Below are 24,488 nucleotides of genomic sequence, written 5' to 3' on the forward strand. Positions count from 1 at the left end.
TCACAACCTCCGGTACACACGGTACTCATAAGCGGTCTGGGTCGGATCGATGGGACCGCCGTCAGCACGCCTCATTGTTCCGAATGTGTGAGAGGGGTGCACACCCGTCCCGCTCTCGACCAACTCGAAGCCCGCTGCCGTCATGTCCTCCTCGCTGATCTTGCGGTACTTGTTTCTCTTGGCAGCCGACACGACCAGGGTGCCGCCTCTCTCCATCACACGTGCCGTCTCCGCGTTCACCGGGTTGAACCCGAACGGGTTGACAGCGTGCACAGTGCTGAACGTCCCGTCCTCGAAGGGGAGGTCGTGCGCGTCGGCCTGCCTGACGTCCGGGTGCCCCGGGTTCAGGTCCACGTTGTCGGCACCCGGCATCGGGTTGTCACCCGCACCGAGATTCAACGTTCGGCCGCCCTCACCGCCGTCGCCGTCCGCCTTGCCGGTGCCGCCGCTGCCGCTGGATCCGCCGTGGCTCTTGGAGGAGCCACCCGACGAGCCGCCAGGCTTGGAGCCGCCGGGCTTGCTGCCGGCCGACTTCGAGCCGCCGCCCTTTCCGCCGCCGCCGCTGTGGGACGAGACCTTCGGGGCTGCCTTGGCCTGGGCCTGCTTCTGGACTCGGTTGCCTGTTTTCCTGGCTGCCGCTGCGGCTCTGTCCGCTGTGCGTTTGGCTTGTTCGGCTGCCTTCTTCTTCGCTCGCTGCGCCGCCAGTTTCTTGGCTCGCTCGATCGCGGCCTTCTTCGCTCTCAGCGCCGCCGCCTCGGCCGCCTTCGCGGCCTTCAGGACGAGCTGGGCCGCCTTCTTCGCGGCCTTGAAGGACTCGATCGCCTTGATCGTGCGCTTCACGGCCTTGATGACGGACGGGATCTTCCCGAGCTTGGTCCACGGGATCGCGTCGACCGCGATGCCGACACAGGACCACATGTCGCCGCCGAAGCACGCCATCGCGTCGTTGATGCCGATGAAGTCCTTCAGCGTCTCCCACGCCACGGCGAGGATCACCGAGGTCATGGACTTGCCCATCATCGACTGCGCCTGCGCGACCTGCGCCGCCGACAGACCCGCGCCGGCGAGGGCCGCGGCCCGCTCGGAGGCGGTCAGCGAGATGGCCAGACCCGTCGGGTCGGACATCGTCACCGGGTTGTTGTGCGCGTAGGTGTAGCCGTTGGACTGCAGGGCGTCGTTCAGGTCCAGGACCGGGTCGGCGGACAGGAAGCGTCCGACGACGGGGTCGTAGAGGCGGGCGCCCAGCGGCTGGTAGCCGGAGGCGTCGTCCTCGGTGGCGCCGAGGAACCCGGTGTGCGTCTGCATGTTGACGCCGGTCGTGCTCGCGGCACGCTGGTTGCCGAACGGGTCCTGCTTGCGGATCCGCACCGGCATCTCGCCGCTGAGGGCGATCTCGGCGTAGGCGCTGCCCTGGTGGTCGGTCGTGATGGCGACCAGGCTTTCCGCGCCGGCGCCGTAGGCGTAGCGCATGACCGCGCCGCCGGGAGCGGAGTAGGTGCGCTGGGTGTTGACCAGGACGCCGCCCTTCTGGACGGTGACCTCGGCCTCGCCCAGCATCAGCGTGGCCTGCTTGCCCTTGATGGTCAGCAGACGCGAGCCGTCGGGGCCGTAGATGTGACGGGTGTCGTTCTGCGGCGACCACTGCTGTTCGGCCTTGGTGGCGTCACAGGCGGCCAGCGCGAGCGGGGTCGAGTTCGCCGAGTTGGCGTCCTTGACCGCGACGCACAGGCCGGAGGCGACGTGGGTCAGCTGACCGGAGGCGGCCCGCTTCAGCTCCTGGGCAGCGGAGCCGTCGCACTTCTGGAGCTGGAGCGCCGATCCGGCCGTGTTGGCGGCCGGCTGCACGCACCAGTTGTCGTAGACGTTCAGCGTTCCCCGGTTGGGGTCGGTCTGCGTGGCGCCCGGGGTGGTGCTGAAGCGCCAGTTCTGCGCCGGGGAGGCGTTGCAGGAGTACAGCTGGAGTGCCTGCCCTGCGGCGGCCAGACCGCTCTTGAGGTCCAGGCACTTGTCGGCGAGGCCCACGTACGGGGTCTTGCCGCCGGTGCCCTGACCGGTGATGCGGTCGACCTTGCCGTCGTACGTCCAGCTCAGCGACTGCTTGTCGCCGTTCTCGACGGAGGTGACGGTCTTGGTCTCGCCGGTGAGCTCGTACAGCCGCTCCGCCTCGGCCTTGACCTGCGCGCCGGCCGGCGTGGTGTAGGTCTTCGACACCTTGGTCAGCGTGTGCGGCTGGGTGCCGTCGGCCTTGCCGTAGGCGTAGGTGGTCGTGGCGTCCTTGGCGGTGTCGCCGGTGATGTCCTTCTCGGTCAGCTTCTTGCGGTTGCCGAGCAGGTCGTACTCGTACTCCTGCCAGTAGCCGGAGCTGTCCTTGCCGGCGGCCACGTTGAGCGTGCCGTCGCTGTTCTTCGGGCCGGTGCAGGCGGTCTGGTCCTTGGCGGTCCAGGCCGACTTCAGCTGGCCCAGCGGGTCATACGTGAAGCACTGCCGCTCCTCGATGCCGAGGGAGCCCTCCTGGATGGAGGTGACGTTGCCGGACGGGTCGTAAGCGTAGGAGCGCTGCGAGACCAGCCACGGGTTGTCGGGGTTCTTCCCGACGAGGGAGGTGTCGCCGGGCTTCTCGCGGAAGACGGACTGCTGCTTGAGCTCGCCGCTGGACTCGTCGAACGTGTTCTGCGTCCACACCCGGTAGGGCTGGGCGCCGAGCGTGGAGCGCAGCACCTGGCCGTAGGGGTCGTAGACCGTCTCGGCGCCGTACCAGTCCTTGCCGGAGATGGAGAGCGGCTTGCCCTCCTTGTTGTAGCGGACGACGAGCTTCTCGGCGTCGAGCTTGCCGACCTTCGGCAGCGTCGACTCCTCCAGGACGCCGTTGTCGCTGTACTTGTAGGAGTACGTGTACGACGTGTCCAGGCCCCAGGTGTCCTTGAGGGACTGCGGCAGGGTCAGCGTGGTCGAGGTCGGCTGGTAGTCCTTGTCGTAGCCGTTGACCTGCTGGGTGTAGGCCTCGCCGTCGGTGTAGCGGGTGGCGGTGTGGGGCATGCCCTTGCCGCCGGGGGCCAGGTCGTAGGTGAAGCCGGCCAGGAGCGGGCCGTCAGCGGTGTTGAGGTGCTGTTCGGTGGGCCGGGACAGCAGGTCGTAGCTGTTCCAGACCTCGGTGCCGCGGGCGTTCCTGGTGTGCAGTACGCGGTCGTACTTGTCGTACCAGGTGGTGGTGGTGCCGCTGTCGGGGTCGGTGGCGGTCTCCTGGCGGCCGCGCTTGTCGTACGTCCACGTCCACGGGTGGGCGGTGTCGGCGGAGTTGGTCGCCTTCACCAGCTGGCCGCGGGTGTCGTAGTCGTACTTCATCGAGGTGAAGCCGCCGGGCGCCGCCGCGTTGAACGTGTCCACGCGCTTGGTGCGGCCGAGGGCGTCGGTGTAGACGCGGTAGTCGGAGGTGCCTTCCGGGTTGTCGACCTTGGACCAGTCCAGGCCGTACTCGTAGCGGGTGGCCCGCGCCGGGACCGGCTCCGACTTCGACTCGCCGGTCAGCGGGTCCGCGACCTTGAGGACCGGGGTCTCCTGCAGCACGCGGCCGGAGCCGTCGTAGGTGTAGCGGGTGATGTTCGGGACCTCGGTGTCGCTGACCGGGCTGAACAGCTCGCCGGGCTTGGCCTCGAACGTCAGGTAGGCGTTGTTGGTCTGCCACACCTCACCTGAGCTGTTGTACAGGGTGTCGGTGATCAGGTGGCCGCCGCCGTCCGCCTGCTCCTGCGTCTGCCGCTCGCGGCCGAGTCCGTCGTAGAGGGTGACGGAGGTCTCGACGCGGTCGTTGTAGCCGCGCGAGTAGGTGGTGACGTAAGGGGGCTTGCGGTCCTCGCCCTCCTTGTACTCGGGGATGGTGTAGACGGCCCGGAAGTCCGGCACGGCCGAGTCGGAGGGGGCGCGGTCCGCCGCCCAGGCCTTCACCAGTCGGCCCAGGGGGTCGAACTCGGCCTGTGTGACGTGGTTGTTGGCGTCGGTGGTCTTCAGGGTCGTGCCGCGGCCGGGTTCGACCTCGCGCGTCTCGGCGTGGCCGAGTGCGTTGGTCTCCACGACGGTGAAGACCTGACCGATCGCCGGCTTGTAGGTGATGGTCCCGGAGGTCTTGTAGTCCATGTCGGTCATGCGGGTGACACGGCCGACGTCGTCGAACTCGGTGGTGCCGCCCGTCTGCCAGCCGGTGCCGGCGTCGTTCAGCGACCAGGACTCGGTGGCCTCGCCCTTGGTGGCGGCGGCGAGGGCGGCTCCGTAGGTCTGGCCGTCGTAGGCGGTACGGGCGCCGCCGGTGAGCGTTGCCAGGTTGCCGAAGTCGGCGGCCGCGCAGGTGGTCGGGGAGACCAGGACCTGCTTGGTGAGGCCGATGATGTTCTTGGCGGTCTGGTGGACGTACTCCGACCTGGTGCAGGACTCGTCGCCGGTCTTGCCGGTGTCGCCGAGCGATTCCACCAGGGTCGGCAGACCGTACTCCGGTTCGTACGTGGTGCTCGTCTTGACGGTCCGCTCGGTGCGGGGGTCGTCGGGGTTGGTTCCGGAGGACTTGGTGTACGCGATCTCGGTGGGCTCGGTGACGCGCCAGGCGTACAGCGGGTCCAGGCCGTCGTCGCGGTCGCGGTGGGCGAGTTCGGTGGCGGCGGGGACGGTGACGCTGCGGGAGACCCAGTCGGTGTCGGCGTCGCCCGGCTCGTTGTAGTCGAGTTCCTCGGCGATGCGGCCCGCGAACGCCTCGCGGTCCTTGGCGATCTCGGCGCCGGTGATGTCCTTCATCGACACGGTGTCGCCCATGCCGCGGAAGAACCGGGTGACCGACTTCGACCGCTTGGAGCCGATGTCGGCGTTGTCAGCGCCGGTGATGACCGTGGTCTGCTCGACGCCGGCGAACTGGGAGTAGGTCCGCGTGGACTTCTTCGTGAACTCCGCGTCGGCGAGCTTCCAGCCGGGGTTCTTGTACCGGTACTCCGTCTTCGTCGCGAACGCGCCGTCGACGTTGGGGAGTTCCTCGATGGTGTCGACGACGTACTTGTGGAACCAGTCGATGTCCTCGGCCTCGGGGTCCGGGGACCAGAACATCGGGTAGCACAGCCGGGTGTTGGCCTTGAGCCCGGCCTTGTCCTTCTTGTCCGGCAGGCCGGTGCCGGTGGCGCAGTCGCCCTCGGCCGGCTTGTAGGTGACGACGGTCTCGCCGCCGTACTCGTTGATGACGCGGCCGATGCGCAGCCGGGAGAAGCCGGGGCGCGGGTCGTTCGGGCGCATCACCCGGTTGGGCATGTTCTCGGCGTTGGACTCGAAGCGCACCGCGTTGACGGTGGCGCTCTTGCCCGCCCGGTCGTAGCCGGTGCGCTGGACCGACTCCAGCCACAGGGCGGTGTTGGGGCCGGTCTTCAGAACCGGGAAGTTCTGCTTGAGGGTGTGCTTGTCGACCGTCTGACGGGCGGTGGTACTGGTGAGACGCTGCGCCTCGGTGGTGATCTCCGTCAGGCGCTTGCGGCTCCAGAACGACGGGCCGGCGTTCCAGCACTTCCTGGTGTAAGTGGAGGTGACCGCTTTGCAGTTGAGGTCGGCCGGGGTGTCGTACCAGATGCGGTACTTGCCCGGGTCCTTGTCCTCGAAGTTGGCGTCCGAGCAGGCCAGGCCGCCTTCGGGCAGGCACCGCTCCTCGACCTTGAACTTCACACTGGCCGGGGCGGTCGCGGTGAACAGGGTGTTCGCGCGCTGACCGTAGTCGATGTGGTCGAGCCAGCCGTCACGGTCGTAGGGGACGGGCTTCTTGAAGTCGAAGTTGCGGGCGTAGTAGTTCCGGTCCTTCTTCCACCACAGGGACATGGCGTTGCCGTGGACGTCCTCGACGTAGTCGAGGTTCCAGCGCCAGGCCTGGGTGCAGGCGGAGCCCTTCCAGTCGCCGGCCTTGTAGCAGTCCTCGCCGTCGTGGTTGCCGTACACCGGTACGGTCAGCACGGAGTCGGTGACCGGCCGGCCGCTGTCCCAGCCCGGCAGCTTGTGCTTGCCGAAGTGGTACTTGGTGCCGTCGCGGGTGGTGACGACCCAGTACTCGCCCTTGTAGGCGCCGTTGCCGGACGTGTCGTCGCGGACCCGCTCGATCTTCGAGCCGTCGCCGTTGGCGGTGAACCACTCGCCCTTGCCCTGGTTCTTGTCCTTGTCCCAGACCAGTTCGGTGGTCATCCCGCCGAGCGAGAGGGTGGCGTTGTCGGAGCCCCAGCACAGGTCCGCGGTGCGGTGCGTCTTGTTGTTGGAGCCCTCCTTCTTGGAGTCCTGGCGGCAGTTGGCGTACGTCCGGGTGATGGAACCCGGGTTGTAGTCCCAGCCGTCGCCGATCCAGGAGGCCTGGTTGTTGGAGGCGGAGGTGCGGCCGTCGACGGACTGCGAGGAGTAGCCGAGGGACACCTTCGGCATGAGGCCGCCGGCGGTCTCGGGCACCTGCACGTCGTAGGAGTAGGTGAACGCGCCGGAGGAGGAGCCGGCCGACCAGGAACCCGACGACAGCAGCGGCGAGGCGGTGAAGTCGCCGGAGGCGGAGGCGCCGGTGTCCATGGCGCCGACGACCTGCGGTCCGGAGGCGTCCACGACGGGCAGGACGTCGCCGCTTCGGAAGGAGGCCGTGCGCGCGGAGGCGCCGGACGTCGTGCCGCCCGGGTTGCCGCCGAGCAGGTCGGAGACCGGGACGGAGCCGGTGAGGATCTTCCGGGTGGCGGCCTTCCTGGCGGCGGTGGTCCTGGTGGGCGCCTTCTGCGCCGGGACCACCTGGACCGAGCTGCGCAGCCGCTCGGGCTGCTGCTCGTCCTTGCCCGACATGGTCGTCGTACCGCTGTCGGGAGCGCAGTCGCCGCTGTCGGGCGCGTCCATGACGCAGTTGGGCAGCAGGACGAGGCCGAAGCGGTCGGCGGCCTGCGGGCCGTAGAGGTCGGCGAAGCCGGTGGTGTCGACGGCGAGCGCGACCTGCGCGGCCGGGTCGGCGGTGGCCGGCGGCGTGACCTTCATGATCAGGCCGGAGACGTTCGCGTCCTGGGACGTGCTGGGCGCGGCCAGGTCGACCTTCCACTCACCGGCGAGCGCGGCCGGGTCGGCGCCCGCGGGGACGCCGACGGCGATCGGCAGGTCGTCGACCGGGACCGTGGTGCCGGGCGCGGTGTCCGCCTTCAGGGTGGCGACACCGGTGTCCTTCACCCAGGGCGTCACCGCGGTCGGCGCGTAGGGGTCGACGGGGACCTCGGGCGCGGTGGTGAGGTTCTTCTCCGCCTCCTCGTCGGCCGGGAGGGCGGTGCTCTTCGGCAGATCGGGGAGCTTGACCTGCTCGCGCGTCATGCCGGGGCCGGGTATCGCCCAGGCCTGCGCGCTGAGGGTGCTCACCAACAAAGCCGAGGACAGCAGTAGGACGGTCGCCGCACGGCTTCGCCGGCGGCGCCGTCGTTGTGACTCCGTTCTGACCGGGCGCGAACGCACCGGCCACGACGGCGGACTTTGAGCACGCATACGCGTCGACCCCACCAAGGCATGCAAGAAGAAAGACAGATGGCGATCGCACCCTCTGTCATCACCCGCACACAGTTCAACGCCGTTCCGGGGAGGGTTCCTGAGGCCGATGTGACCTGCCCCACGGGACAAGAGGTGACTGATCGTCAACTCTGTTTCCAAACAGACCAGATGACCGAAGACCGCTCTTATGGCCGCACTTCAGGTGAGCAAAAGCCGCAAGTCGCGACACGATCAACAACCGCCAAAACACTCACCATTGCATCGTCACAGCTTCCTAAAATCTTCATATGTGGACCTCTTGAGCAGATCGTGTGATCGTGTCCGCGCCCCTGCCCCGCGCCGACCGGGGCCGTACGTGCTGTCCGCATCGTTTGCGTTGTTCGCGTTCGTTTCCATCCGCCTGGTTCACACGGGAGTAGACCGTCGCCGTGTCCGCGCCGCCTCGTTTTCTCAGCCCCTTCGTGCGCACGCGCACCAGGTTGGCTCTCAGCCTCGGCCTCGTACTGGCCGCCCTGACCACCGCGCTGCTGCCGTGGTGGCATCCTGACGATCCGTCACCTCCACAAGCCCGCAAGGCGACCGACGCCCGACAGGCCGGCACCGGCCCGCGCGACCAGGCGGCCGCCCAGGCCGAGGCCCGGCGCACCCGCAAACCGGTGCTCGTCGACACCGCCACCACGGCCGACTCCCAGACCTGGGCGCAGCCGGACGGACAACTGCGCACCCGGATCACCGCCCTCCCCCAGCGGGCGAAGAACGCCGCCGGCGTCTGGGCGCCGATCGACAACCGGCTGCGGCGGGTGAAGAACGCCGCCCGCGGTCTGGGCGTCCAGCCCGTCAACCCCGCCCGGCCGGTCCGCTTCGCGAGCGGCAGCGCGGACAAGGACACCGCCCGCGCCGACCGCTCCTTCGCCCGGCTGCCGCTGACCGACGGCCCGCGGGCGCAGGAGACCGTGCTCGCCGAGGTGGACGTCGACGGGCACACCGTCGCCTACACCTGGCCCGGCGCGCTGCCCGAGCCGGTGCTCGACGGCCCGCGCGCCCTCTACTCCGAAGTGCTCCCCGGCGTCGACCTGTTGCTGGTCGCGCGTGAGGAAGGCGGCTTCGCCCAGCTGCTCGTCGTCAAGAGCGAGGAGGCCGCGCGGAGCGAGGCGCTGGCCACGGTGGCCTACGGGCTGCGCTCGACGACGGCGGTGTTCCGCGAGGACAAGGGCAGCACCCGTGTCGTGGTGCAGGACCGCTCCGGCAAGGAGGTCGGCTCCATCCCGACCCCGTTCGCCTGGGACTCCAGCGGCCGCGACCCGGAGCTCGACGAGGACCGGGGCGCCCCGCGCACCTCGGTCGCAACCCCCGCCGACGTGCTGAAGCTGTCCGGCCTGAGCGGCATCGAGCCGGGCGCGCACAGCGCCCCGGTGCCCGTCCGGCTCACCGGCGACGGCACCGGCGCCGCCCGCCTGGACCTCCAGGCCGCGCGGAGCGGCCTGTTCACCGACGCCGACGTGAAGTACCCGGTGTTCGTCGACCCGCCGCTCAACACCGGCTGGGCGGCGTGGACCGTGGCCTACAAGCCGTACCCGAACAGCAGCTTCTGGAACGGCACCAACTTCAGCTCCGGCACCTCCGACGCGCGCGTCGGCCGTGAGAACGACACCAACGGCACCGCCCGCTCCTTCTGGCGGATGAAGTTCAGCAGCAGCCTGAAGGGCGCGGACATCTCCAGCGCCACCTTCAAGGTGCTCAACAACCACTCCTGGTCGTGCACCAAGCGCGAGTTCCAGCTCTGGCTGACCGGCGCGATCTCCTCCGGCACCACCTGGAACAAGCAGCCGAGCTGGTCCTCTGAGATCCAGCGCAAGTCGTTCGCGCACGGCTGGTCCTCCTCCGAGTGCAAGGACGAGTACGAGGCCTTCAACGTCGAGTCGGCCGCCCAGAAGGCGGCGAACGGCGGCTGGTCGAGCATCACCCTCGGCATGCGCGCCACCAGCGAGTCCGACACCCAGACCTGGCGCAAGTTCCAGGCGACCAGCGCGACGCTGGAAGTGGCCTACAACCGGCCGCCCGCCACGCCGAGCAGCGTCACCAGCAAGCCCGGCGGCGCCTGCAACCAGACCGCGGCAGGGGCGACCGTCGGCAAGACCAACCTGGTCCTGTCGGCGAAGTCCTCCGACCCGGACGACAACCTCAAGGGCCTGCGGTTCCGCTTCTGGAAGTCCGGCGCGACCGCCCCGACCGGCACCCTCGTCACCAACCTGTCGAGCGGCAAGGGCAGTCTGACCGTCGCCGCGAGCACCCTGGTCGACAAGGGCGTCTACTTCTGGGACGTGCGCGCCGAGGACAGCAACAACCCCACGGCGGTGTCCGCCTACTACCCGACCAGCGGCAACCGCTGCACCGTCACCGTAGACGGCTCCGGCCCGCCGCCGCCCGACGTGGACAGCGACACCTTCCCCGAGGCCGCGCCCGACGCCCAGACCTGGGCGAAGGTCGTCTTCGGGCAGAAGGGACCGGTCACCTTCACCTCGGAGGGCGCGACCAAGTTCCGCTGGTCCATCGAGGGCAACGACCCCGTCGAGGTCCCCGCCACGAACAACACCGCCACCCTGTCCGCCTTCGAGCCGGCGCACGCGGGCCCCAACACCCTCCAGGTGTACGCGTACGACTCCCTCGGCAACCCCAGTAAGCGCACGGACTACACGTTCTACGTGCCGCCGCGGGACAAGGCCGACGGCCCGATGGACACCGGCGGCGACGGCGTGCCCGACCTCCTGCTCGTCAACGCCGACGGCAACCTGCGCACCTGCGTGGGCGGTGACAACGGCGACCTGTACAACTGCCTCGCCGCGTCCTACGACGCCGCGAAGAAGCCCGACCCGCAGGGGCACTGGTTCGATCCGGCCACCGGCAAGGCGGCCCTGATCGCCCACTACCAGGACACCTATCCCGGTGACGGGGCCACGGACCTGTTCGCGGTCTCCCCGGCCGGTGACTTCTGGCTCTACCCGGGCGACGGCTACGGCAGCTTCGACGTCACCGACCGGATGGAGATCCGCCTCCCCGCGAACGCCCCGGCGCCCTCGACGTGGACGCAGATGAAGGCCGTCGGCGACATCACCGGCGACAGGCTGCCCGACCTGGTCCTGCGGGCCGGCCCCGCGCTGTGGGTGCTGTCCGGTTACACCGGCGCGACGTTCCAGACGGCCACGCAGATGAACTCGGACGCGTGGACCCGCCGTGAGGTCGTCAACGTCGCCGACATCAACGGCGACAACACGCCCGACCTGCTGTGGCGTAACCTGGACAACGGCAACATGTACGACCGCCAGGGCAAGCCCGGCGCGGTCGCCGGCAGCGTCGACCTCAACTCGCTCAAGCTGGCGTCCGACTCGCTCACCGGCAAGGACGAGCCGTACGGCACCAGTTGGACGGAGGCCAACGTGCCCACCGCCATCGGCATACCCGACGTCAACAAGGACGGCATCCCCGACATCTGGGCCCGCCTCGCCTCCGACGGGTACACCCGGATCTACAACCCGTCGCGGACGAACACCAACGCCCCGGTGAAGGTCGTCCTGACGGTGAACTGGAACACGGTCAAGGCCTTCGGCTGAGCCGAGCCGCACGACAGCCGGGCCCCGGCCACCCTCTCAAGGGGTGGCCGGGGCCCGGCTGTTGGATCCGCCGCCGATCGTCAGACCAGGTCGTTCTTGTAGAAGATGCTGGAGCGGCGGTCGCCCTCCTCGCCGGTGGCGAAGCCCAGGAACAGGCGCGACTCGCCGGCGTCGGTGCGGTAGATGGCGAGCCCCTCGGGCTCCCGGTAGGTCAGCGTGGAGCCCGCCTTGGTCAGCGTCGGGCCCTGGGCTATCGCACCGGTGTTGACGTTGATGCTCGTCAGGTAGGTGTTGCCCGGGTCCTTGTTGGTGTCGGAGTAGGCGGTGCCGGTGAGGAAGTACATGTACGAGCCGTAGAGCGTGTATCCCTGCGGCGTGCCGGAGATCGCCGGCGGGGTGAACTTGACCAGCGGGCTGCTGAAGTCGCCGCGGTCGGCGTCGGCGACGTCGTAGACGGCGATGTGCTTGCCGCCGTCCTTGTGGTAGCGGACGATCATGCGGTTGTAGACGGGGTCGATGGAGCAGGTGTACTCGGTGGCGCCCGAGATCGGCTGGAACCGGCCGAAGCTGGTGGAGGAGGCGTCCAGGGTGGTGCCGGCGCTGTACTTCACATAGGCGAGCTTGGTGCCGTAGCCGTTGCCGTTGGCTTCCGTCTCGATCCACAGGTAGCTGGAGGAGCCCGACGGGCGGACGCCGAACGCGACACCGTGGCCGAAGCCGTTGAGGTGCATGTAGGAGACGTAGTTGCCGTCGAAGTCGAGCTGGCTGATGCACAGGTCGCCGGCCTCCTCCGCGCTCCCCGAGCGCTTGGCGGCCACGAAGAGGCGCTTGTTGACGGAGTCGAAGGCGAAGCTCTGCTGGACCCGCACACTGTGCAGCTGCTTGCTGCGGAACAGGTCGTAGGACGGCTGCGACAGATCGAACCGGGCGCTCCCCGGGACCGCCGCGGACGCGCTCTGGGCGCCGTACCCCAGTCCGACCGCGGCGAGACCGGCTCCGGCGCCGGTGCGCAGAAGTCCTCGACGGGACAGGGGCGAACGGAAGGCTTCGGTCATGGCGCAACTCCTGAACTGCGACGAGCGATGAGATCAACATCAACGACGGTACGCAGCGCGGCGGGTGCGACCGTGCGATGGTCAGGGGACCTCACCCGCTTCTCCCCCATCCCTCCACAGGGCGGGCACCGGGGGGACACATCGCTTGAACGCTGCTGTGCACGACCGTTGTTGACGAGGCGTCGGCACGCGGTCATGCGAGGGCGGTGCAGGCCGGGGCTTCCCGGAGCGGCGCGTTCAGTGACGCGGGTGGGAGTTCAGGCGGGCTGCCTGGCGGGTCAGGTGGTCGCGTTCGGCGAGGTCGTGGGCCTTGCGGGCGGCCTCGGCGTACAGCCGTGCGGCGGTCGTCGGGTCGCCGTCGCGCTCGTGGAGGTAGGCGGCGACCGCGGTGTGGCGGGGCAGCGCGGCGTCCAGTTCGGCGAGTGCCGCGAGTCCGGCGCGCGGGCCGTCCGCCTCGCCGACGGCGACGGCGCGGTTGAGGCGGGCGACGGGGCTGTCGGTGAGGCGGATGAGTTCGTCGTACCACTCGACGATCTGGACCCAGTCGGTCTCCTCGGCGGTGGGCGCGTCGGCGTGGAGGGCGGCGACGGCCGCCTGGGCCTGGTACTCCCCCAGCCGGTCGCGGGCGAGGGCCTTCTGCAGCACGGTGACTCCTTCGGCGATCGCCTCGGTGTCCCATCGGCCGCGGTCCTGCTCGGCGAGCGGCACCAGGCTGCCGTCGGGGGCGGTGCGCGCGGCGCGCCGGGCGTGGTGGAGCAGCATCAGCGCGAGCAGGCCCGCGACCTCGGGGTGGTCGATCTCGGCCGCGAGCTGCCGGGTGAGCCGGATCGCCTCGGCGGCCAGGTCGACGTCCCCGGAGTAGCCCTCGTTGAACACCAGGTACAGGACACGCAGCACGGTGGCGACATCGCCGGGACGGTCGAAGCGCACGGTGGAGACGGTGCGTTTGGCCCGGCTGATCCGCTGGGCCATGGTCGCCTCGGGGACGAGGTAGGCCCGGGCGATCTGGCGGGTGGTGAGTCCGCCGACGGCGCGCAGGGTGAGGGCGACGGCGGAGGACGGCGTGAGCGAAGGGTGGGCGCACAGGAAGTACAGCTGGAGGGTGTCGTCCTCCGCGGGCGCGGGGCCTGGCGCGGGCTCCTCGTCGACGAGGTCCTCGCGCCTGCGGCGGGCGGTGTCGGCGCGGGCTGCGTCGAGGAACTTGCGCCAGGCGACGGTGATCAGCCAGCCCTTCGCGTCGCGCGGCGGGTCGGCCGGCCAGACGCGGACCGCTTCGACCAGGGCTTCCTGTACGGCGTCCTCGGCCGCCGCGAAGTCGGCTCCGCGGCGGACGAGGACGGCGAGGACGCTCGGGGTGAGGCTGCGGAGCAGGGCCTCGTCCATCGGCCAGGTCACTCGGTGATGGTGGGCGGGGCGGCCAGGAACGGGCGCACCTCGAGCCACTCGTGGATGGGCTTGCCGCCCGCGCCGGGGGCGGCGGACAGTTCGCCGGCCAGCTCGACGGCACGCTCGTGGCTGTCGACGTCGATCACCATCCAGCCGGCGATGAGGTCCTTGGTCTCGGCGAACGGGCCGTCGGTGACCGGCGGGCGTCCCTCGCCGTCGTAGCGGACCCAGGTCCCCTCGGGGGCGAGGGCCTGCCCGTCGACGAACTCGCCGGTGCGCTCCAGGCGGGCGGCGAAGTCGTTCATGTACTGCACGTGGTCCGAGATCTCCTGAGGGCTCCACTGGTCCATGGGGACGTCGTTCACCGCCGCCGGGGCGCCGCGGTAGTGCTTGAGCAGCAGGTACTTGGCCATGGTGCTTCTCCTCGGTGCTGATGCGCCCCATTGTGGTCGCGTTCACGGCGGGGACGGAGCGGAGCGGGGATTCTCGACACGGTCGGCGGAACTTTTTCAAACTGCCTCGGATCGGTGGCGGCGGCGACTTTCGAGGTGCCGTGGATCGGTGGCGGCGGCGACTTTCGAGGTGCCGCGGACGGGGAGCGGGCTCCGACCGGTGGGACCCGCCGTTTCAGGCGCTTTCGGTGTCCGGGTGCTGCGCCGACCTGAGCAGAGACTCGGGCAGTTTCGAGCCGGCGGCCAGGATCTCGATGCCGATCAGGCGGCCCTGCTCGTCGAAGTCGAGGTTGATCACGCCGTCGACGTCCACCGGATCGCAGGCGTACATCCGCGCGGAGGGCACGCGGTCCTGCGGATCGGTGAAGTACACGTAGGCCGCGTCGGCGGCCTCGTCGTAGGTGACTTCGAGCTCTGCCATCGTGAGTCGACTCCTTATGACGCTCGGTGGCCGGTGCTCCTCCCGGGCGTCAGGCGGGCCCAGGCACCTGCCCCAAACCGTCCAGCGGATGTGCGAGTTCCATGAGGCACATGGTGCCAGGCGGGTCCGACACCGGGTCGGAGGAGTCGCTGTGGGTAGGCTGCCCGGCATGGTGCGCAGGTGGGGTCTGGCCGTCGTGTGGGTGGTGTGCGGGGTGTTCGCCGCTGCCGGAATCGGGCTGTGGGGAGGTCCCGGGGTGGCCCTCGTGGTGATGGTGGTGTGCTTGGGGGTCGCCGGTGTGCATTCGCCGCTGGTCTTTCCGCGGTCGGTCGGGGCTCTGGAGGCGCAGCGCCGCAGCGCTCTCGACGGGCGGCCGGTCGTCTACTGGCGGCCCGGGTGCGCGTACTGTCTGCGGCTGCGCCTGCGGTTGGGGCGTGAGGCGAGCCGGCTGCACTGGGTGGACATCTGGCGTGACCGGGACGGTGCGGCGGTCGTGCGGGCGATCAACGACGGGAACGAGACCGTGCCCACCGTCATCGTGGACGGGCGGCCGCACACCAATCCGGATCCGGGGTGGGTGCGCAAGGTGGTCCGGACCGACGTGTGATCAGGGCGTGCCGGCCGCGCCGGAGTCGGGTGCGCCGGTTGTCAGGCTGTTGTCGACCAGGGCCCGGAACTCCTCGTCGCTCAGGCCCAGTTCGCGTGCCTGGGTGATCAGGGCGTGCACCGCCTCGGTGAGCCGGGCCTGGTCGGCGACGCCGGGCGCCGCGGCGATCACCGCTCCCCTGCCGCGGCGCAGTTCGATCAGGCCCTCGTCGCGCAGTCGTCGGTAGCCGCGCAGCACCGTGTGCACGTTGACGCCCAGCGACCCGGCGACCTCGCGGGCGGGCGGAAGCCGCTCGCCGGGGGCCGCGGCGCCGCGCGCGATCGCCCCGCGGACGCAGGCGGCGATCTGCTCGCCCAGGGGGACGGGAGAGCCGGGAAGTACGCGGAAGAGCACGCCGGTTCACGCTCCCGCCGTGCGCCGGTCCACCAGGCCGTTGAGCAGCGCGGCCGCGGTGGCGGAGTCGTCGACGGTGATCACGTAGTCGCGTCCCGCCGCCGTGCGGACCGAGAGCGCCTCGCCGGAACGCAGCACCACGCCCCGCCCGTCGGGCCGTATCCGGTAGCCCCAGCCGCCGAAGTCGCCCATGGCGTCGACCTGGACGCCGGCGGCGCTCACGATGTCAGGGAGCGGCACGGCGAGTCTGGGCCTGGGCAGGACCGTCGAGGCGACCGTGAGCCCGCGTCGGTCGACGGTGACCCGGACGCCGGCGAACGGCGCGCAGAGCAGGCCGAGGACGAGCGCCGGCAGTCCCGCCCGCCACGAGCCGAGGGCGATGGCGAGCACCGCCCCGGCGACGAGCGCGCCGGCCGTGAGCAGCAGGGCTCGGGAGGTGACGGTGCGGCTCCAGGCCACGACCTCGCCTTCGGCCAGCGTCATCGAGGGACCCGTCAGTGCGGGCTCGGGACGCGCTCCGGGGCCCGCCAGCCGCCAGGCGAGCGCGCCGGCGGCCACGCCGGCGAGCAGCAGGACGGCGACGTGCCACATCGGAAGGCTCACTTCGGCCGAGTCCCGGACGTCCCTGTTGGCCAGGACGGTGAGCACCAGCGGGTAGCCGAGCGTGGCGGCCGTGCCGGCGCCGGATGCGGCGGTCAGCCTCGCTCCCGGGTCCCTCTTGGAGAGGGCGGTCAGGACCGTGAACAGCAGGGCGAGTCCGGTGAGCATGCCGACGCCGGACCAGAGCGCGGCGGTCCGGCTCATGAAGTCGTCCGCCCTGCCGTCCGCCGCGAAGTGGGTGGCGATGCGCGAGGGCAGCCGGTCCCGGCTGACCAGGAAGGTGACCGTGTAGACCGCGATGGCGACGGCGAACGGTACCGCTGTGAGGACACTCCTGCGGATGACCGGCATCTGACTCCCCCGAGCCCGTTGTTCGCATTGAGATAGAACAAATGGACCTTATTGGGGGAGCCGTTCGTTCCGCTCTCTTCAGGTGAACTCCAGTACGTCCCGGACCGGCCGGCGGGGCGTGACCGGGCCCCGGGGGCCGTAGCCGAGACGCAGGACCATCTGCACCTGACCGGCGCCCGAGAGCGGGTCGCGGGTCAGCAGGCGCAGTTCGGGGGTCTCCAGGGCGTGCGAGGTCAAAGAGGTGGCCAGGTCCTCTCTGGTGGCCGTCAGCAGGACGCGTTCCAGGGCCTGCCCGGCGCGCAGCCAGTCCTCGGTCGCGTCACCGGGGGTGCTCAGCAGGGCGAGGTGCGGGGTGTGCTCGAACGTGGTGGTGCCACGGTCGGCGACCGGGCGGTGGGCGGCGAAGTTCCGTACGGGGGCCTTGCCGTCCCACTTGCGGGGGCCGAAGGCGTACTCGGGGACGCCGTCGACGGCGGCGCCCGCGTCCGTGCCGAGCCGGGTCCAGCGGACCAGGTCCTCCGCGGCGTCCGGGTCCAGAGCGTCGCGGCTCTCCGCGTCGCGGACCAGCCCGAGGACGGTCTCGGAGTGCCACGGGCCGGGGAACACCAGCGTGGCGCCCTCGCTCTCGGCTGCGTCCTGGAGGGCGGTGCGTACGTCGTCGGGGATGTCCTTCTCGGCGAAGGGGTGGCGGCTGGTGTGCCGCTCCCGGATCGCCGGGTACAGCCGCGCCAGTTCCGCGTCCCGCGTGTCCTCGGGCGCGTCGGCGAGGTGGACGGCGGCCAGGAGCCGCGGGTCCTGGGGATCGGGCAGGAGTGTCGCCTCGGCGGTGAGGTGTGCGTCCGCGGCGGCGACGCGCAGGTTGAACAGGGCGGCCCCGCAGCCGATGTGCAGTGCCCGGTCGCCCGGGTCGGAGCGGATCATGGCCCGCTCGGGGTCGCCGCGCAGCAGCAGTACCCGGTCACCGGCGAGGTAGCGAAAGCGCCAGGGCTGGGCGTTGTGCATGGACGGGGCGGTGGTGGCGGCCGCCACCAGCATGCTGATCGTCTTCTCGTCGAGTGGGCGCTCGGCCATGGCGTCCTCCTTCTGTGGTGACGCGGAGGGGAAGGGCGAGGACGGCGGCCAGGGGGTTCGCCGTCGGCGCCCTGTGGTCGGGGACGGGCGCCGACGGTCCCGGGCCGGGTTGCCGGTGGGACGGTACGGAAACCACCTCCTTTCTGGGGCACCGTCACGGCGGCTCCACGGCGTGACCCCGAGGGCCTGTCCGGACGGGCCGGGGCTCAGCCCGAGGGCGGCCGGGTGAGCATGTTGCCGCTGGGCCGGCCCGTCAGGTAGGCCGTGACGTTGTCCGCGGTCGTCTCCGCGATCTGGGACACCGCATCGCGGGTGAAGTACGCCTGGTGGGACGTGATCAGGACGTTGTTGAAGGTCATCAGCCTCGCCAGCCGCTCGTCGGTCATCACCTCCAGGGACTTGTCGAGGAAGAACACCCCCGCCTCCTCCTCGTACACGTCCAGGCCCACGCCGCTCAGCCGACCGGCGCGCAGCGTCTCCAGCAGCGCGTCGGTATCCACCAGGCCTCCGCGGCTCGAGTTGACGAGGATCGCGTCGTCCTTCATGAGGTCGAGGGCCTTGGCGTCGATCAGGTGGTGGGTGTCCGGCAGCAGCGGCACGTGCAGGCTGACCAGGTCCGCCTCGGCGAACAGCTGCTCCCGCTCGACGTACCGCATGCCGAGGGCCGCGCAGTCGGCGTTCTCGGCGACGTCCCAGCCCAGCAGCCGCATGCCGAAGCCGTGGGCGATCCGGGCGAACGCGGTGCCGATCTTCCCGGTGCCCACCACGCCTACGGTCCTGCCGTGCAGGTCGCGGCCCATCAAGCCGTCGAGCCGGAAGTCGAACTCACGGGTGCGGTGGGCGGCCCGCACGACGCGCCGGTCCACGGCGAGCGCGAGCGCCCAGGCGAACTCTGCGACGGAGTAGGGCGAGTACGACGACACCCGGGCCACCGTCAGCCCGAGTTCACGGGCCGCGGTCAGGTCGATGTTGTTGTGGCCGGTGGCCCTCTGGGCGATCATCCGGGTGCCGCCCTCGGCGAGCGAACGCAGCACCTCGGCGTCCAGGGTGCAGTTGACGCTGCTGAGCACGACCTCGTGGCCGGCGGCGGTCGGGAAGGTGTCCTGGTTGAGGAACAGCCTCAGGCAGCGCAGCCGGTGCCGATCGGCGAGGGCGTCGCCGAACGCCTGCCGCAGCAGCGGCTCCTCGTCCGTGAGGACTCCGTACGCGGCGATCTCCACGTGCTCCCCTTTCCTGGACCTCTCTCGGACTCGTCCCTGGACCGGACGATCACCCCTTCACCGTAGGACGACGGCCGCGGTACGGGTCAGGGCCGTCCGGCCCTGGGCGCAGGGACCTACGGGGTGTGTTCGCCGGCGGTCACGACCTGGGAGCGAGGCGGTGGGCCAGAAAGGGTTCACGGCTGAGGACGGCGCCCGTGGTGACGCCGACGGTGATGGCGACGCACACCACGATCAGCCAGGACAGCAGGACGAACACCGAGCCGGCGGAACCGTAGTCGGCGAGAGCCCGGTTGAGCGCCCGGGGCATGTAGATCCGCGCGGCCAGCGACAGCGCCGTGACCGACACCGCCGTGATCACCGCGCCCGGCAGGAGGGGGGCCCAGGGGACGACTCCGCCCATGAGCAGGTGCTGCGTCCACCACCACAAGGCCGTCTGCGTCAGGAGGCTGAGCGGGATGCCCAGCCACATTCCGAGGCCGAAGCCGTCGCGCAGCGGGCCCTGGACCAGCAGGAAGCCGACCCAGAGCACGATCCAGGCGAGCCAGCGCCAGGGAGCGACGCGCGCCTCTGACCGGGGGATCGCCCACGCCCGTCTGCACAGCCGCTGCATCGCACGGCTGACGGCGGTCGCCGAGATCAGCACCATCAGGGTGCCGATGATGCCGGTGGCCTGCTGGAGTTCGTCGTCCGGGGGCTGGAAGGCGTGCTCCAGCTGGGCCTTCGCCTCACCGGTCAGGCCGAAGGCGTCGCTCACCGACGCCACGAGCTGTTCCTGCACCCCCGTCGGGGCGTACGCGCTGAGGACGAAGAGCAGGGGCACGGCGGTGAGGAAGCACTGGGCGGCGAGGCGGGTCGCGGAATCGAGGATGTTCACCGCCGCCATCCGGTCCACCAGGCGGGTGATCACCGGCAGCCGGATCTCCAGACGCCTGTGGAACGCCTCGGCCCGGGCGGTCAGCTCCGCGGTCCGCAGACGCCACCAGGACGGACTCAGCACGCGGGGCGCTCGGCGACACGTGCCGGAAGTCTCCATCGGCTCGCTCCTTCCTGTGACCAGGGTGCGGGAAGCGGCCCTCCTCGGCACGCGGCGACTCGCCCGCCGGCACGCGGCGGCGCACGTCGGCACGCGGCACGGCAGCGCGCGGCACGGCGGAGATGCGGTGCTTGATCCCCGTGCATAGGCTCGACGCGTCGCTGCACGACGGGATCCCGCCATGGTCTTGGACCTGCTGCTCATCGCCTTGGCCATCACCCTCGACCCGCTTCCGCTGATGGCCTTCGTGCTGGTCGTGGCGTCGCCACGAGGGGTGTGGAAGGGGTTCTCCTTCGTCCTGGGCTGGCTGGCGTGCTTCGTCGTGGTGATCGTCGCGGTGTTGTCGCTGACCGGGGGCCAGCCGCCTCCGCCGAAGTCGCCGCCGTCCACGGCGGCACTGGCGGCGAAGCTCGCGATCGGCGTGGGGCTGGTCGTGTACGGGGTGTACCGGCACCGACGTGGTCCTGCCCGGCCCGGCTCCCCCCGCCGTTCGGGTTCGTCGCGCCGGGAGCGGGCCCGCTCCCCCGGGGACGGGCGTCGGGGGCGCGACTCGATCGCCGCGGCGGCCGGCCTGGCGGTGCTCCTCCAGCCGTGGGGGCTGGTGGCGGCGGGCTCGCTGACCGTCCTGGAGGCGGACACCTCCCACTCCTCGACCTGGCTGGTGCTCGTCACCTTCTGCGTGCTCGCCACGGCCAGCCTGCTCGCCGCCCAGTCCTACGTGGTGTGCGCGCCGACGTCCGCGCAGCACCGGCTCCTCGCCCTGCGCACCTGGATGCGGAGCCGCGAGGAGCAGGCCGTCGTCCTGGGCAGTCTCGTGCTCGGTCTGTGGCTGATCGGGAAGAGCGTCTACGAGCTGACCGGATGACGCGCCCGGATCAGGGCCGCCGTCCCCACGCCATCGCCATGCCCGGGCCCAGTTCGGCGAGTTCCGGTGCGGCCAGATAAGCCAGCGCCTCGTCCAGGGCACCTGCGTGGTCCGGGCCGGCCCTCTCCAGTTCGGGCCGCATCCGGCTCCAGGTCTCCCGCCAGAAGCGGGCCGCGGGGCCGCCCGCGACCAGGGGCGGGCAGTACAGCTCCGCGGCGACGTCGCACAGCCCCTCCTCCCTGAGGAAGTGCGGGTACGCCGGCACGGAGGTGATGTCGGTGCCGATCGTCTCCCTCAGCGCCCGCCACATGGCGTCCATCGTGCGCCGGTAGGCGGAGGAGCCGTCCAGGACGTCGGGCACGTCCACCGCGTCGCCGAGCACCAGCCGGCCGCCCGGGTTCAGCCAGCCGGCGAGACGCGAGATGAGCCGGCGCCGTCCGGGCAGGTGCATCAGGACGAACCGGGCGTGGATCAGGTCGAAGCCGCCCGGACGCAGACTCTCGTCCGTGAGGTCGGCGGCGAGCGTGCGCAGCCGGGGGCCTTCGAGGTGGGCCAGGGCGCCGGTGTCCCTGTCCAGGGCGACCACCTCCTCGACGCCCGCCTCCTCCACCAGCCAGCGGGCGACCGTTCCCGTACCTGCGCCGACCTCCAGGCAGCGCAGGCCCGGACCCGCGCCCAGTGCCCGCAGGCGGCGGACGGTGACGGGGTCGTAGACCAGCGCGGCGGCGTCGATCCGCTCGGCCTCGCCGGGGCGCTCCGGCTCGAACAGGTCCTCTCCGTATCGGCCGCCTGTGCCGGCCCGGGCCTCGCCCTGCGGTCGTGGAGCCGTCATGACGACCTCCTTCGCGTACGGACGGGCCACCGGACTCCCCGTCGGGATGCTCCCCCCTCAACTGTGCCGCCCGACGCTCAGCGGCGCCGCTTCACCGCGTTCGGCATCGGGCGCGGCACCCGTGTACGGTCTGCCCGCGTCAGCCCGCGACGCAGAACTCGTTGCCCTCCGGGTCCTGGAGGACGGTCCAGGTCAGGGGGCCCGCGGAGTGCTCGCCGACCGCCGTGGCGCCCAGCGCCGTCAGTCGCTGCACCTCGGCCTGCCGGTCCTCGGTGTGGTAGTCGACGTGGAGCCGGTTCTTGCCCGCTCTCGGCTCGGGCACCTTCTGGAAGCCCAGCGCCAGCGGCTCCGCGCCGACGATGACGAACTCCCCGCCGAAGTCCTGGGCGATCTTCGCGTCCAGGACTTCGGCCCACCAGGCGGCGAGTTCACGCGGGTCGGCACAGTCGACAGTGATCATTTTCGGTTCCAGGGTCATACGGCACACCCTAGAGAACGGCACCCCCGTCAAGAGGTGGTCGTGTAGGCCTCCGCGTCGAACCGGTCGAGGCGGCGGCGCATACGACCGGTCGACCAGGGCCAGCTGAAGCTGTTCACGCCGTTGGCGTCGAGGTAGTAACTGGAGCAGCCGCCCGCGTTGTAGACGGTGGTGGGCAAGGCCTGCTGGACCTCGGCGCGGAAGGCGGCCTGGACTTCGGGGCGTACGTCCATGCTGGTCCAGCCCGCCGACCGGCTATGGCTCACCGCCGCTGCCACATAGGCGAGTTGCGCTTCGAGCACCATGAACGCCGAGGAGTGCCCGGTGCCCAGGTGCGGACCCAGGAGGACGAACGCGTTGGGGAATCCGCTGACGGTGGTGCCCAGATAGGCGTCGGGGCTGCCCTTCCAGTGGTCGTCGAGGCTGGCCCCGTCGGCGTCGAACACGCGGGCGGCGATGGGCATGTCGAGGATGTGGAAGCCGGTGCCGAGGATGATGGTGTCCACCTCGGCGGTGCTGCCGTCCGCGCCCACGACCCGGTTGCCGCGGACGCTGGCGACCGCTGTGGGGTGCACGGTGACGTTGGGCCGGGTCAGCGCCGGATAGTACGAGTTCGACAGCAGCAGGCGCTTGCAGCCCAGGGTGTAGTCGGGGGTCAACGCCCGCCGCAGTGCGGGGTCCTTGACCGTCGCCCGCAGGTGGAGGCTGCCGATCCTCTGGACCGCGCGCAGGAGGGAGGGGTGGCGGAATCCGAGGCCCAGGGTTTCCAGCGCCGCGTACTCCGCGTTGCGCAGGGCGCGTTGGGCCGCGGGGAAGCGTCGCATGAGCCGGCGTTCGACGCGCGGGACGTGATGGTCGGGCTTGGGCAGCACCCATTGGGCCGTGCGCTGGAACAGGTGCAGTCGGCTCACTCGCGGTTGGATCGCCGGGACGAACTGCACGGCTGACGCCCCGCTGCCCACGACCGCCACCCGCGCGCCGTCGAGGGGGTGGTCGTGACGCCAGCGGGAGGAGTGGAACACGGGGCCGGGGAAGTCGGCGAGGCCGGGGATGTCGGGGGTGCGCGGCTCGTGCCAGGGGCCCGCTGCGGAGACGAGGAAGCGGGCGGTGTACCGGCCCCGGCCGGTGTCGACGTGCCAACGGGCTTCGTCCGGCTGCCACTGCGCCCGGGTGACCTCGGCGCCGAAGTGGATGAGGGGCGTGATGCCGTACCGGGACGCGGTGCGGGTGAGGTAGGCACGGATCTCGGCCTGGCCGGCGAAAGCGCGCGTCCATTCGGGGTTGGGTGCGAAGGAGTAGGAGTACAGGGCGGACGGCACGTCGCAGGCACAGCCCGGGTAGGTGTTGTCCCGCCAGGTGCCGCCGAGCCGGTCCGCCTTCTCCAGGAGCACGAGATCGCGTACGCCCGCCCGGCGCAGTGCGACGGCGGCTCCGATGCCGCTGATGCCGCTGCCTATGATCAGCGCCTCCACGTCGAGGGGTTCGGGCGTGGGCCGGGTGTCCTGGGCGTCGTCGGGTCGAGGCACGGCGAGGGCTCCTGTCGCGGGGCGGCGGGGACGGTGACGTGAACTCAGCTGCGCGGTGCGGGCGTTGCCGTGAGGGCGTCGCGGACCGTCGCTCGTGTCGTGCGCAGCGCTGTCTCCAGCACCGCCGGGCGGCGCCGGGGGTCCATGAAGTTGCCGCCCATGGTGTCCAGGTCGGCGGCGGTGGGTTCGACGCGGATCACGCGGGTGCCGGCCGCTCGCAGTGCGGCGCATTCGGCGTTCAGCACGCCGGTCATGACGCGGCGCAGCACCGCTTCCGCCCGGCCCAGTCCGGTACGGCGGCCCGGAGCGGCCGAGCTCATCGGCGCGACGACGTACACCTCGTCGAGTCCGCGGTCCGCCAGCAGGTCCGCGGAGGTCGGTGAGCTGATGCCGCCGTCGGCGTAGAGGCGGCCGTCGACGCGCACCGGGGGGAACCAGCCGGGGATGGCCCAGGACGCGCGGAGTGCGTCGCGCAGGGCGGCCTTCGGGGCGTCGGGGTGACCGAAGAGGGTGCGGCGGCCGGTGTCGAGGTCTGTCGCCGCCAGCCAGGTCGCGGGGTGGCTCACCCAGGCGCCGTCGGGCGCGAGGCGGTCGGCGAGGGCGGCCAGCCAGGTGGCGTCGCCGCGGCCTCGGGGCAGCAGGCCGGTCAGGGCGGGCACGGCACCGGTGAGGGCGCGTGCGGCGAGCCGGGGCGCTCCCAGCATGAGTGCGGGCCGCGGTGGTGTCCGGCGGGGCGGGTGTGCGAAGTGCCGTACCAGGTCGGGCCGGGCGGAGGCGGTGGCTGGTGCCGCGGCAGGCGACGTTCGCCCGAACGTCGCCTGCAGGGGCACCAGCTGTGCGGCGAGGAGTTCGTCGACGCCGACGCCCGCGCCCAGCAGGGCCGCGAGTTCCGCGCCGGCCGAGGTGCCCACCAGGACGTCGGCGTCGCGGGGGTCCCATGCGGTGGCCTGCCGCAGCGAGTGCAGGGCGGCGACGGTCCAGGCGGTGCCGAGGGTGCCGCCGCAGCCCAGTACCAGGCCTCGGGAGGGTGGGGTCTGCGTGCCGTGCGCGGTCACTGGCCGCTCCGCTCTTCGGTTCTTCGGTC

At 71.1% G+C, this 24,488-nt stretch carries 18 protein-coding genes; 4 read left to right on the forward strand and 14 right to left on the reverse strand.

The genetic code is table 11. The features are described from left to right. On the reverse strand, positions 1-7,377 hold the full coding sequence (locus ACFYXA_RS08170; RefSeq protein ID WP_389029599.1) for a ricin-type beta-trefoil lectin domain protein: 7,377 nt from the start codon (positions 7,375-7,377) through the stop codon (positions 1-3). 162 nt (positions 7,378-7,539) lie between these two features. Here ACFYXA_RS08170 and ACFYXA_RS08175 point away from each other — a divergent pair, with 162 nt between their 5' ends. Together ACFYXA_RS08175 and ACFYXA_RS08180 are read left to right on the forward strand one after the other, a co-directional pair. Then, a complete protein-coding gene (locus ACFYXA_RS08175) occupies positions 7,540-7,818 on the forward strand; it encodes a hypothetical protein (RefSeq protein WP_352246019.1) in 279 nt (92 codons plus the stop codon). A gap of 113 nt (positions 7,819-7,931) precedes the next feature. Beyond that, entirely contained in the window at positions 7,932-11,111 is a 3,180-nt protein-coding gene (locus tag ACFYXA_RS08180; protein ID WP_389029602.1) for a DNRLRE domain-containing protein, read from the forward strand. A gap of 80 nt (positions 11,112-11,191) precedes the next feature. Here the strand turns inward: ACFYXA_RS08180 and ACFYXA_RS08185 are convergent, their stop codons facing one another. From ACFYXA_RS08185 to ACFYXA_RS08200, 4 genes are all read right to left on the reverse strand, one after another. Beyond that, positions 11,192-12,166 (reverse strand): teichoic acid biosynthesis protein C, encoded by a 975-nt coding sequence (locus ACFYXA_RS08185; RefSeq protein ID WP_352246017.1) that lies wholly within the window; start codon positions 12,164-12,166, stop codon positions 11,192-11,194. A gap of 237 nt (positions 12,167-12,403) precedes the next feature. Beyond that, positions 12,404-13,549: an RNA polymerase sigma factor gene (locus ACFYXA_RS08190; RefSeq protein WP_389031613.1), complete on the reverse strand. Its 1,146-nt coding sequence runs from the start codon at positions 13,547-13,549 to the stop codon at positions 12,404-12,406. A gap of 8 nt (positions 13,550-13,557) precedes the next feature. After that, positions 13,558-13,965, reverse strand: coding sequence for a YciI family protein (locus ACFYXA_RS08195; RefSeq protein ID WP_351331965.1), 408 nt, complete (start codon positions 13,963-13,965; stop codon positions 13,558-13,560). Between the two features lie 214 nt (positions 13,966-14,179). Next, the gene (locus tag ACFYXA_RS08200) at positions 14,180-14,425 is read right to left on the reverse strand and encodes a DUF2283 domain-containing protein (protein ID WP_389029606.1); all 246 of its coding nucleotides are present in this window, start codon (positions 14,423-14,425) and stop codon (positions 14,180-14,182) included. A gap of 169 nt (positions 14,426-14,594) precedes the next feature. Between ACFYXA_RS08200 and ACFYXA_RS08205 the strand changes: the two genes are divergently transcribed. Next, entirely contained in the window at positions 14,595-15,032 is a 438-nt protein-coding gene (locus tag ACFYXA_RS08205; protein WP_389029609.1) for a glutaredoxin domain-containing protein, read from the forward strand. On the opposite strand, the gene ACFYXA_RS08210 is transcribed toward ACFYXA_RS08205, so the two are convergent. The 5 genes from ACFYXA_RS08210 to ACFYXA_RS08230 form a co-directional block, all read right to left on the reverse strand. After that, positions 15,033-15,425, reverse strand: a complete 393-nt coding sequence (locus ACFYXA_RS08210; RefSeq protein ID WP_389029612.1) for a GntR family transcriptional regulator — start codon at positions 15,423-15,425, stop codon at positions 15,033-15,035. A gap of 6 nt (positions 15,426-15,431) precedes the next feature. Next, entirely contained in the window at positions 15,432-16,376 is a 945-nt protein-coding gene (locus ACFYXA_RS08215) for a DUF1648 domain-containing protein (RefSeq protein ID WP_389029615.1), read from the reverse strand. Positions 16,377-16,454: 78 nt separating this feature from the next. Beyond that, the gene (locus ACFYXA_RS08220; protein ID WP_389029618.1) at positions 16,455-17,447 is read right to left on the reverse strand and encodes an Acg family FMN-binding oxidoreductase; all 993 of its coding nucleotides are present in this window, start codon (positions 17,445-17,447) and stop codon (positions 16,455-16,457) included. A 206-nt stretch (positions 17,448-17,653) separates the two neighbouring features. Beyond that, positions 17,654-18,667 carry a 2-hydroxyacid dehydrogenase gene (locus ACFYXA_RS08225; RefSeq protein ID WP_389029621.1) on the reverse strand — a complete coding sequence of 338 codons (1,014 nt, stop codon included), beginning with the start codon at positions 18,665-18,667 and terminating at the stop codon, positions 17,654-17,656. A 139-nt stretch (positions 18,668-18,806) separates the two neighbouring features. Next, positions 18,807-19,703, reverse strand: coding sequence for a YhjD/YihY/BrkB family envelope integrity protein (locus ACFYXA_RS08230; RefSeq protein ID WP_389029624.1), 897 nt, complete (start codon positions 19,701-19,703; stop codon positions 18,807-18,809). A gap of 181 nt (positions 19,704-19,884) precedes the next feature. On the opposite strand from ACFYXA_RS08230, the gene ACFYXA_RS08235 reads away from it, so the two are divergent. Further along, positions 19,885-20,568 (forward strand): GAP family protein, encoded by a 684-nt coding sequence (locus tag ACFYXA_RS08235; protein ID WP_389029627.1) that lies wholly within the window; start codon positions 19,885-19,887, stop codon positions 20,566-20,568. 10 nt (positions 20,569-20,578) lie between these two features. On the opposite strand, the gene ACFYXA_RS08240 is transcribed toward ACFYXA_RS08235, so the two are convergent. The 4 genes from ACFYXA_RS08240 to ACFYXA_RS08255 form a co-directional block, all read right to left on the reverse strand. Next, positions 20,579-21,400, reverse strand: a complete 822-nt coding sequence (locus ACFYXA_RS08240) for a methyltransferase (RefSeq protein WP_352246008.1) — start codon at positions 21,398-21,400, stop codon at positions 20,579-20,581. A gap of 139 nt (positions 21,401-21,539) precedes the next feature. Beyond that, positions 21,540-21,878, reverse strand: a complete 339-nt coding sequence (locus tag ACFYXA_RS08245; RefSeq protein WP_352246007.1) for a VOC family protein — start codon at positions 21,876-21,878, stop codon at positions 21,540-21,542. A gap of 29 nt (positions 21,879-21,907) precedes the next feature. Further along, the gene (locus tag ACFYXA_RS08250; protein ID WP_352246006.1) at positions 21,908-23,404 is read right to left on the reverse strand and encodes an NAD(P)/FAD-dependent oxidoreductase; all 1,497 of its coding nucleotides are present in this window, start codon (positions 23,402-23,404) and stop codon (positions 21,908-21,910) included. 44 nt (positions 23,405-23,448) lie between these two features. Then, positions 23,449-24,459 carry a patatin-like phospholipase family protein gene (locus ACFYXA_RS08255; RefSeq protein WP_389029632.1) on the reverse strand — a complete coding sequence of 337 codons (1,011 nt, stop codon included), beginning with the start codon at positions 24,457-24,459 and terminating at the stop codon, positions 23,449-23,451. Positions 24,460-24,488: the final 29 nt, after the last annotated feature.

It is taken from the genome of Streptomyces sp. NPDC002566 (genome assembly GCF_042889585.1).
Taxonomy (GTDB): Bacteria; Actinomycetota; Actinomycetes; order Streptomycetales; family Streptomycetaceae; genus Streptomyces.

Excerpts from the sequence above, each read along its gene's own strand:
- ACFYXA_RS08185 (WP_352246017.1), bottom strand. The coding sequence starts at position 12,166 with ATGACCGAAGCCTTCCGTTCGCCCCTGTCCCGTCGAGGACTTCTGCGC.
- ACFYXA_RS08205 (WP_389029609.1), top strand. The coding sequence starts at position 14,595 with ATGGTGCGCAGGTGGGGTCTGGCCGTCGTGTGGGTGGTGTGCGGGGTG.
- ACFYXA_RS08190 (WP_389031613.1), bottom strand. The coding sequence starts at position 13,549 with ATGGACGAGGCCCTGCTCCGCAGCCTCACCCCGAGCGTCCTCGCCGTC.
- ACFYXA_RS08230 (WP_389029624.1), bottom strand. The coding sequence starts at position 19,703 with ATGGAGACTTCCGGCACGTGTCGCCGAGCGCCCCGCGTGCTGAGTCCG.
- ACFYXA_RS08215 (WP_389029615.1), bottom strand. The coding sequence starts at position 16,376 with ATGCCGGTCATCCGCAGGAGTGTCCTCACAGCGGTACCGTTCGCCGTC.
- ACFYXA_RS08200 (WP_389029606.1), bottom strand. The coding sequence starts at position 14,425 with ATGGCAGAGCTCGAAGTCACCTACGACGAGGCCGCCGACGCGGCCTAC.
- ACFYXA_RS08240 (WP_352246008.1), bottom strand. The coding sequence starts at position 21,400 with ATGACGGCTCCACGACCGCAGGGCGAGGCCCGGGCCGGCACAGGCGGC.
- ACFYXA_RS08245 (WP_352246007.1), bottom strand. The coding sequence starts at position 21,878 with ATGACCCTGGAACCGAAAATGATCACTGTCGACTGTGCCGACCCGCGT.
- ACFYXA_RS08195 (WP_351331965.1), bottom strand. The coding sequence starts at position 13,965 with ATGGCCAAGTACCTGCTGCTCAAGCACTACCGCGGCGCCCCGGCGGCG.
- ACFYXA_RS08220 (WP_389029618.1), bottom strand. The coding sequence starts at position 17,447 with ATGGCCGAGCGCCCACTCGACGAGAAGACGATCAGCATGCTGGTGGCG.
- ACFYXA_RS08235 (WP_389029627.1), top strand. The coding sequence starts at position 19,885 with ATGGTCTTGGACCTGCTGCTCATCGCCTTGGCCATCACCCTCGACCCG.
- ACFYXA_RS08175 (WP_352246019.1), top strand. The coding sequence starts at position 7,540 with ATGGCGATCGCACCCTCTGTCATCACCCGCACACAGTTCAACGCCGTT.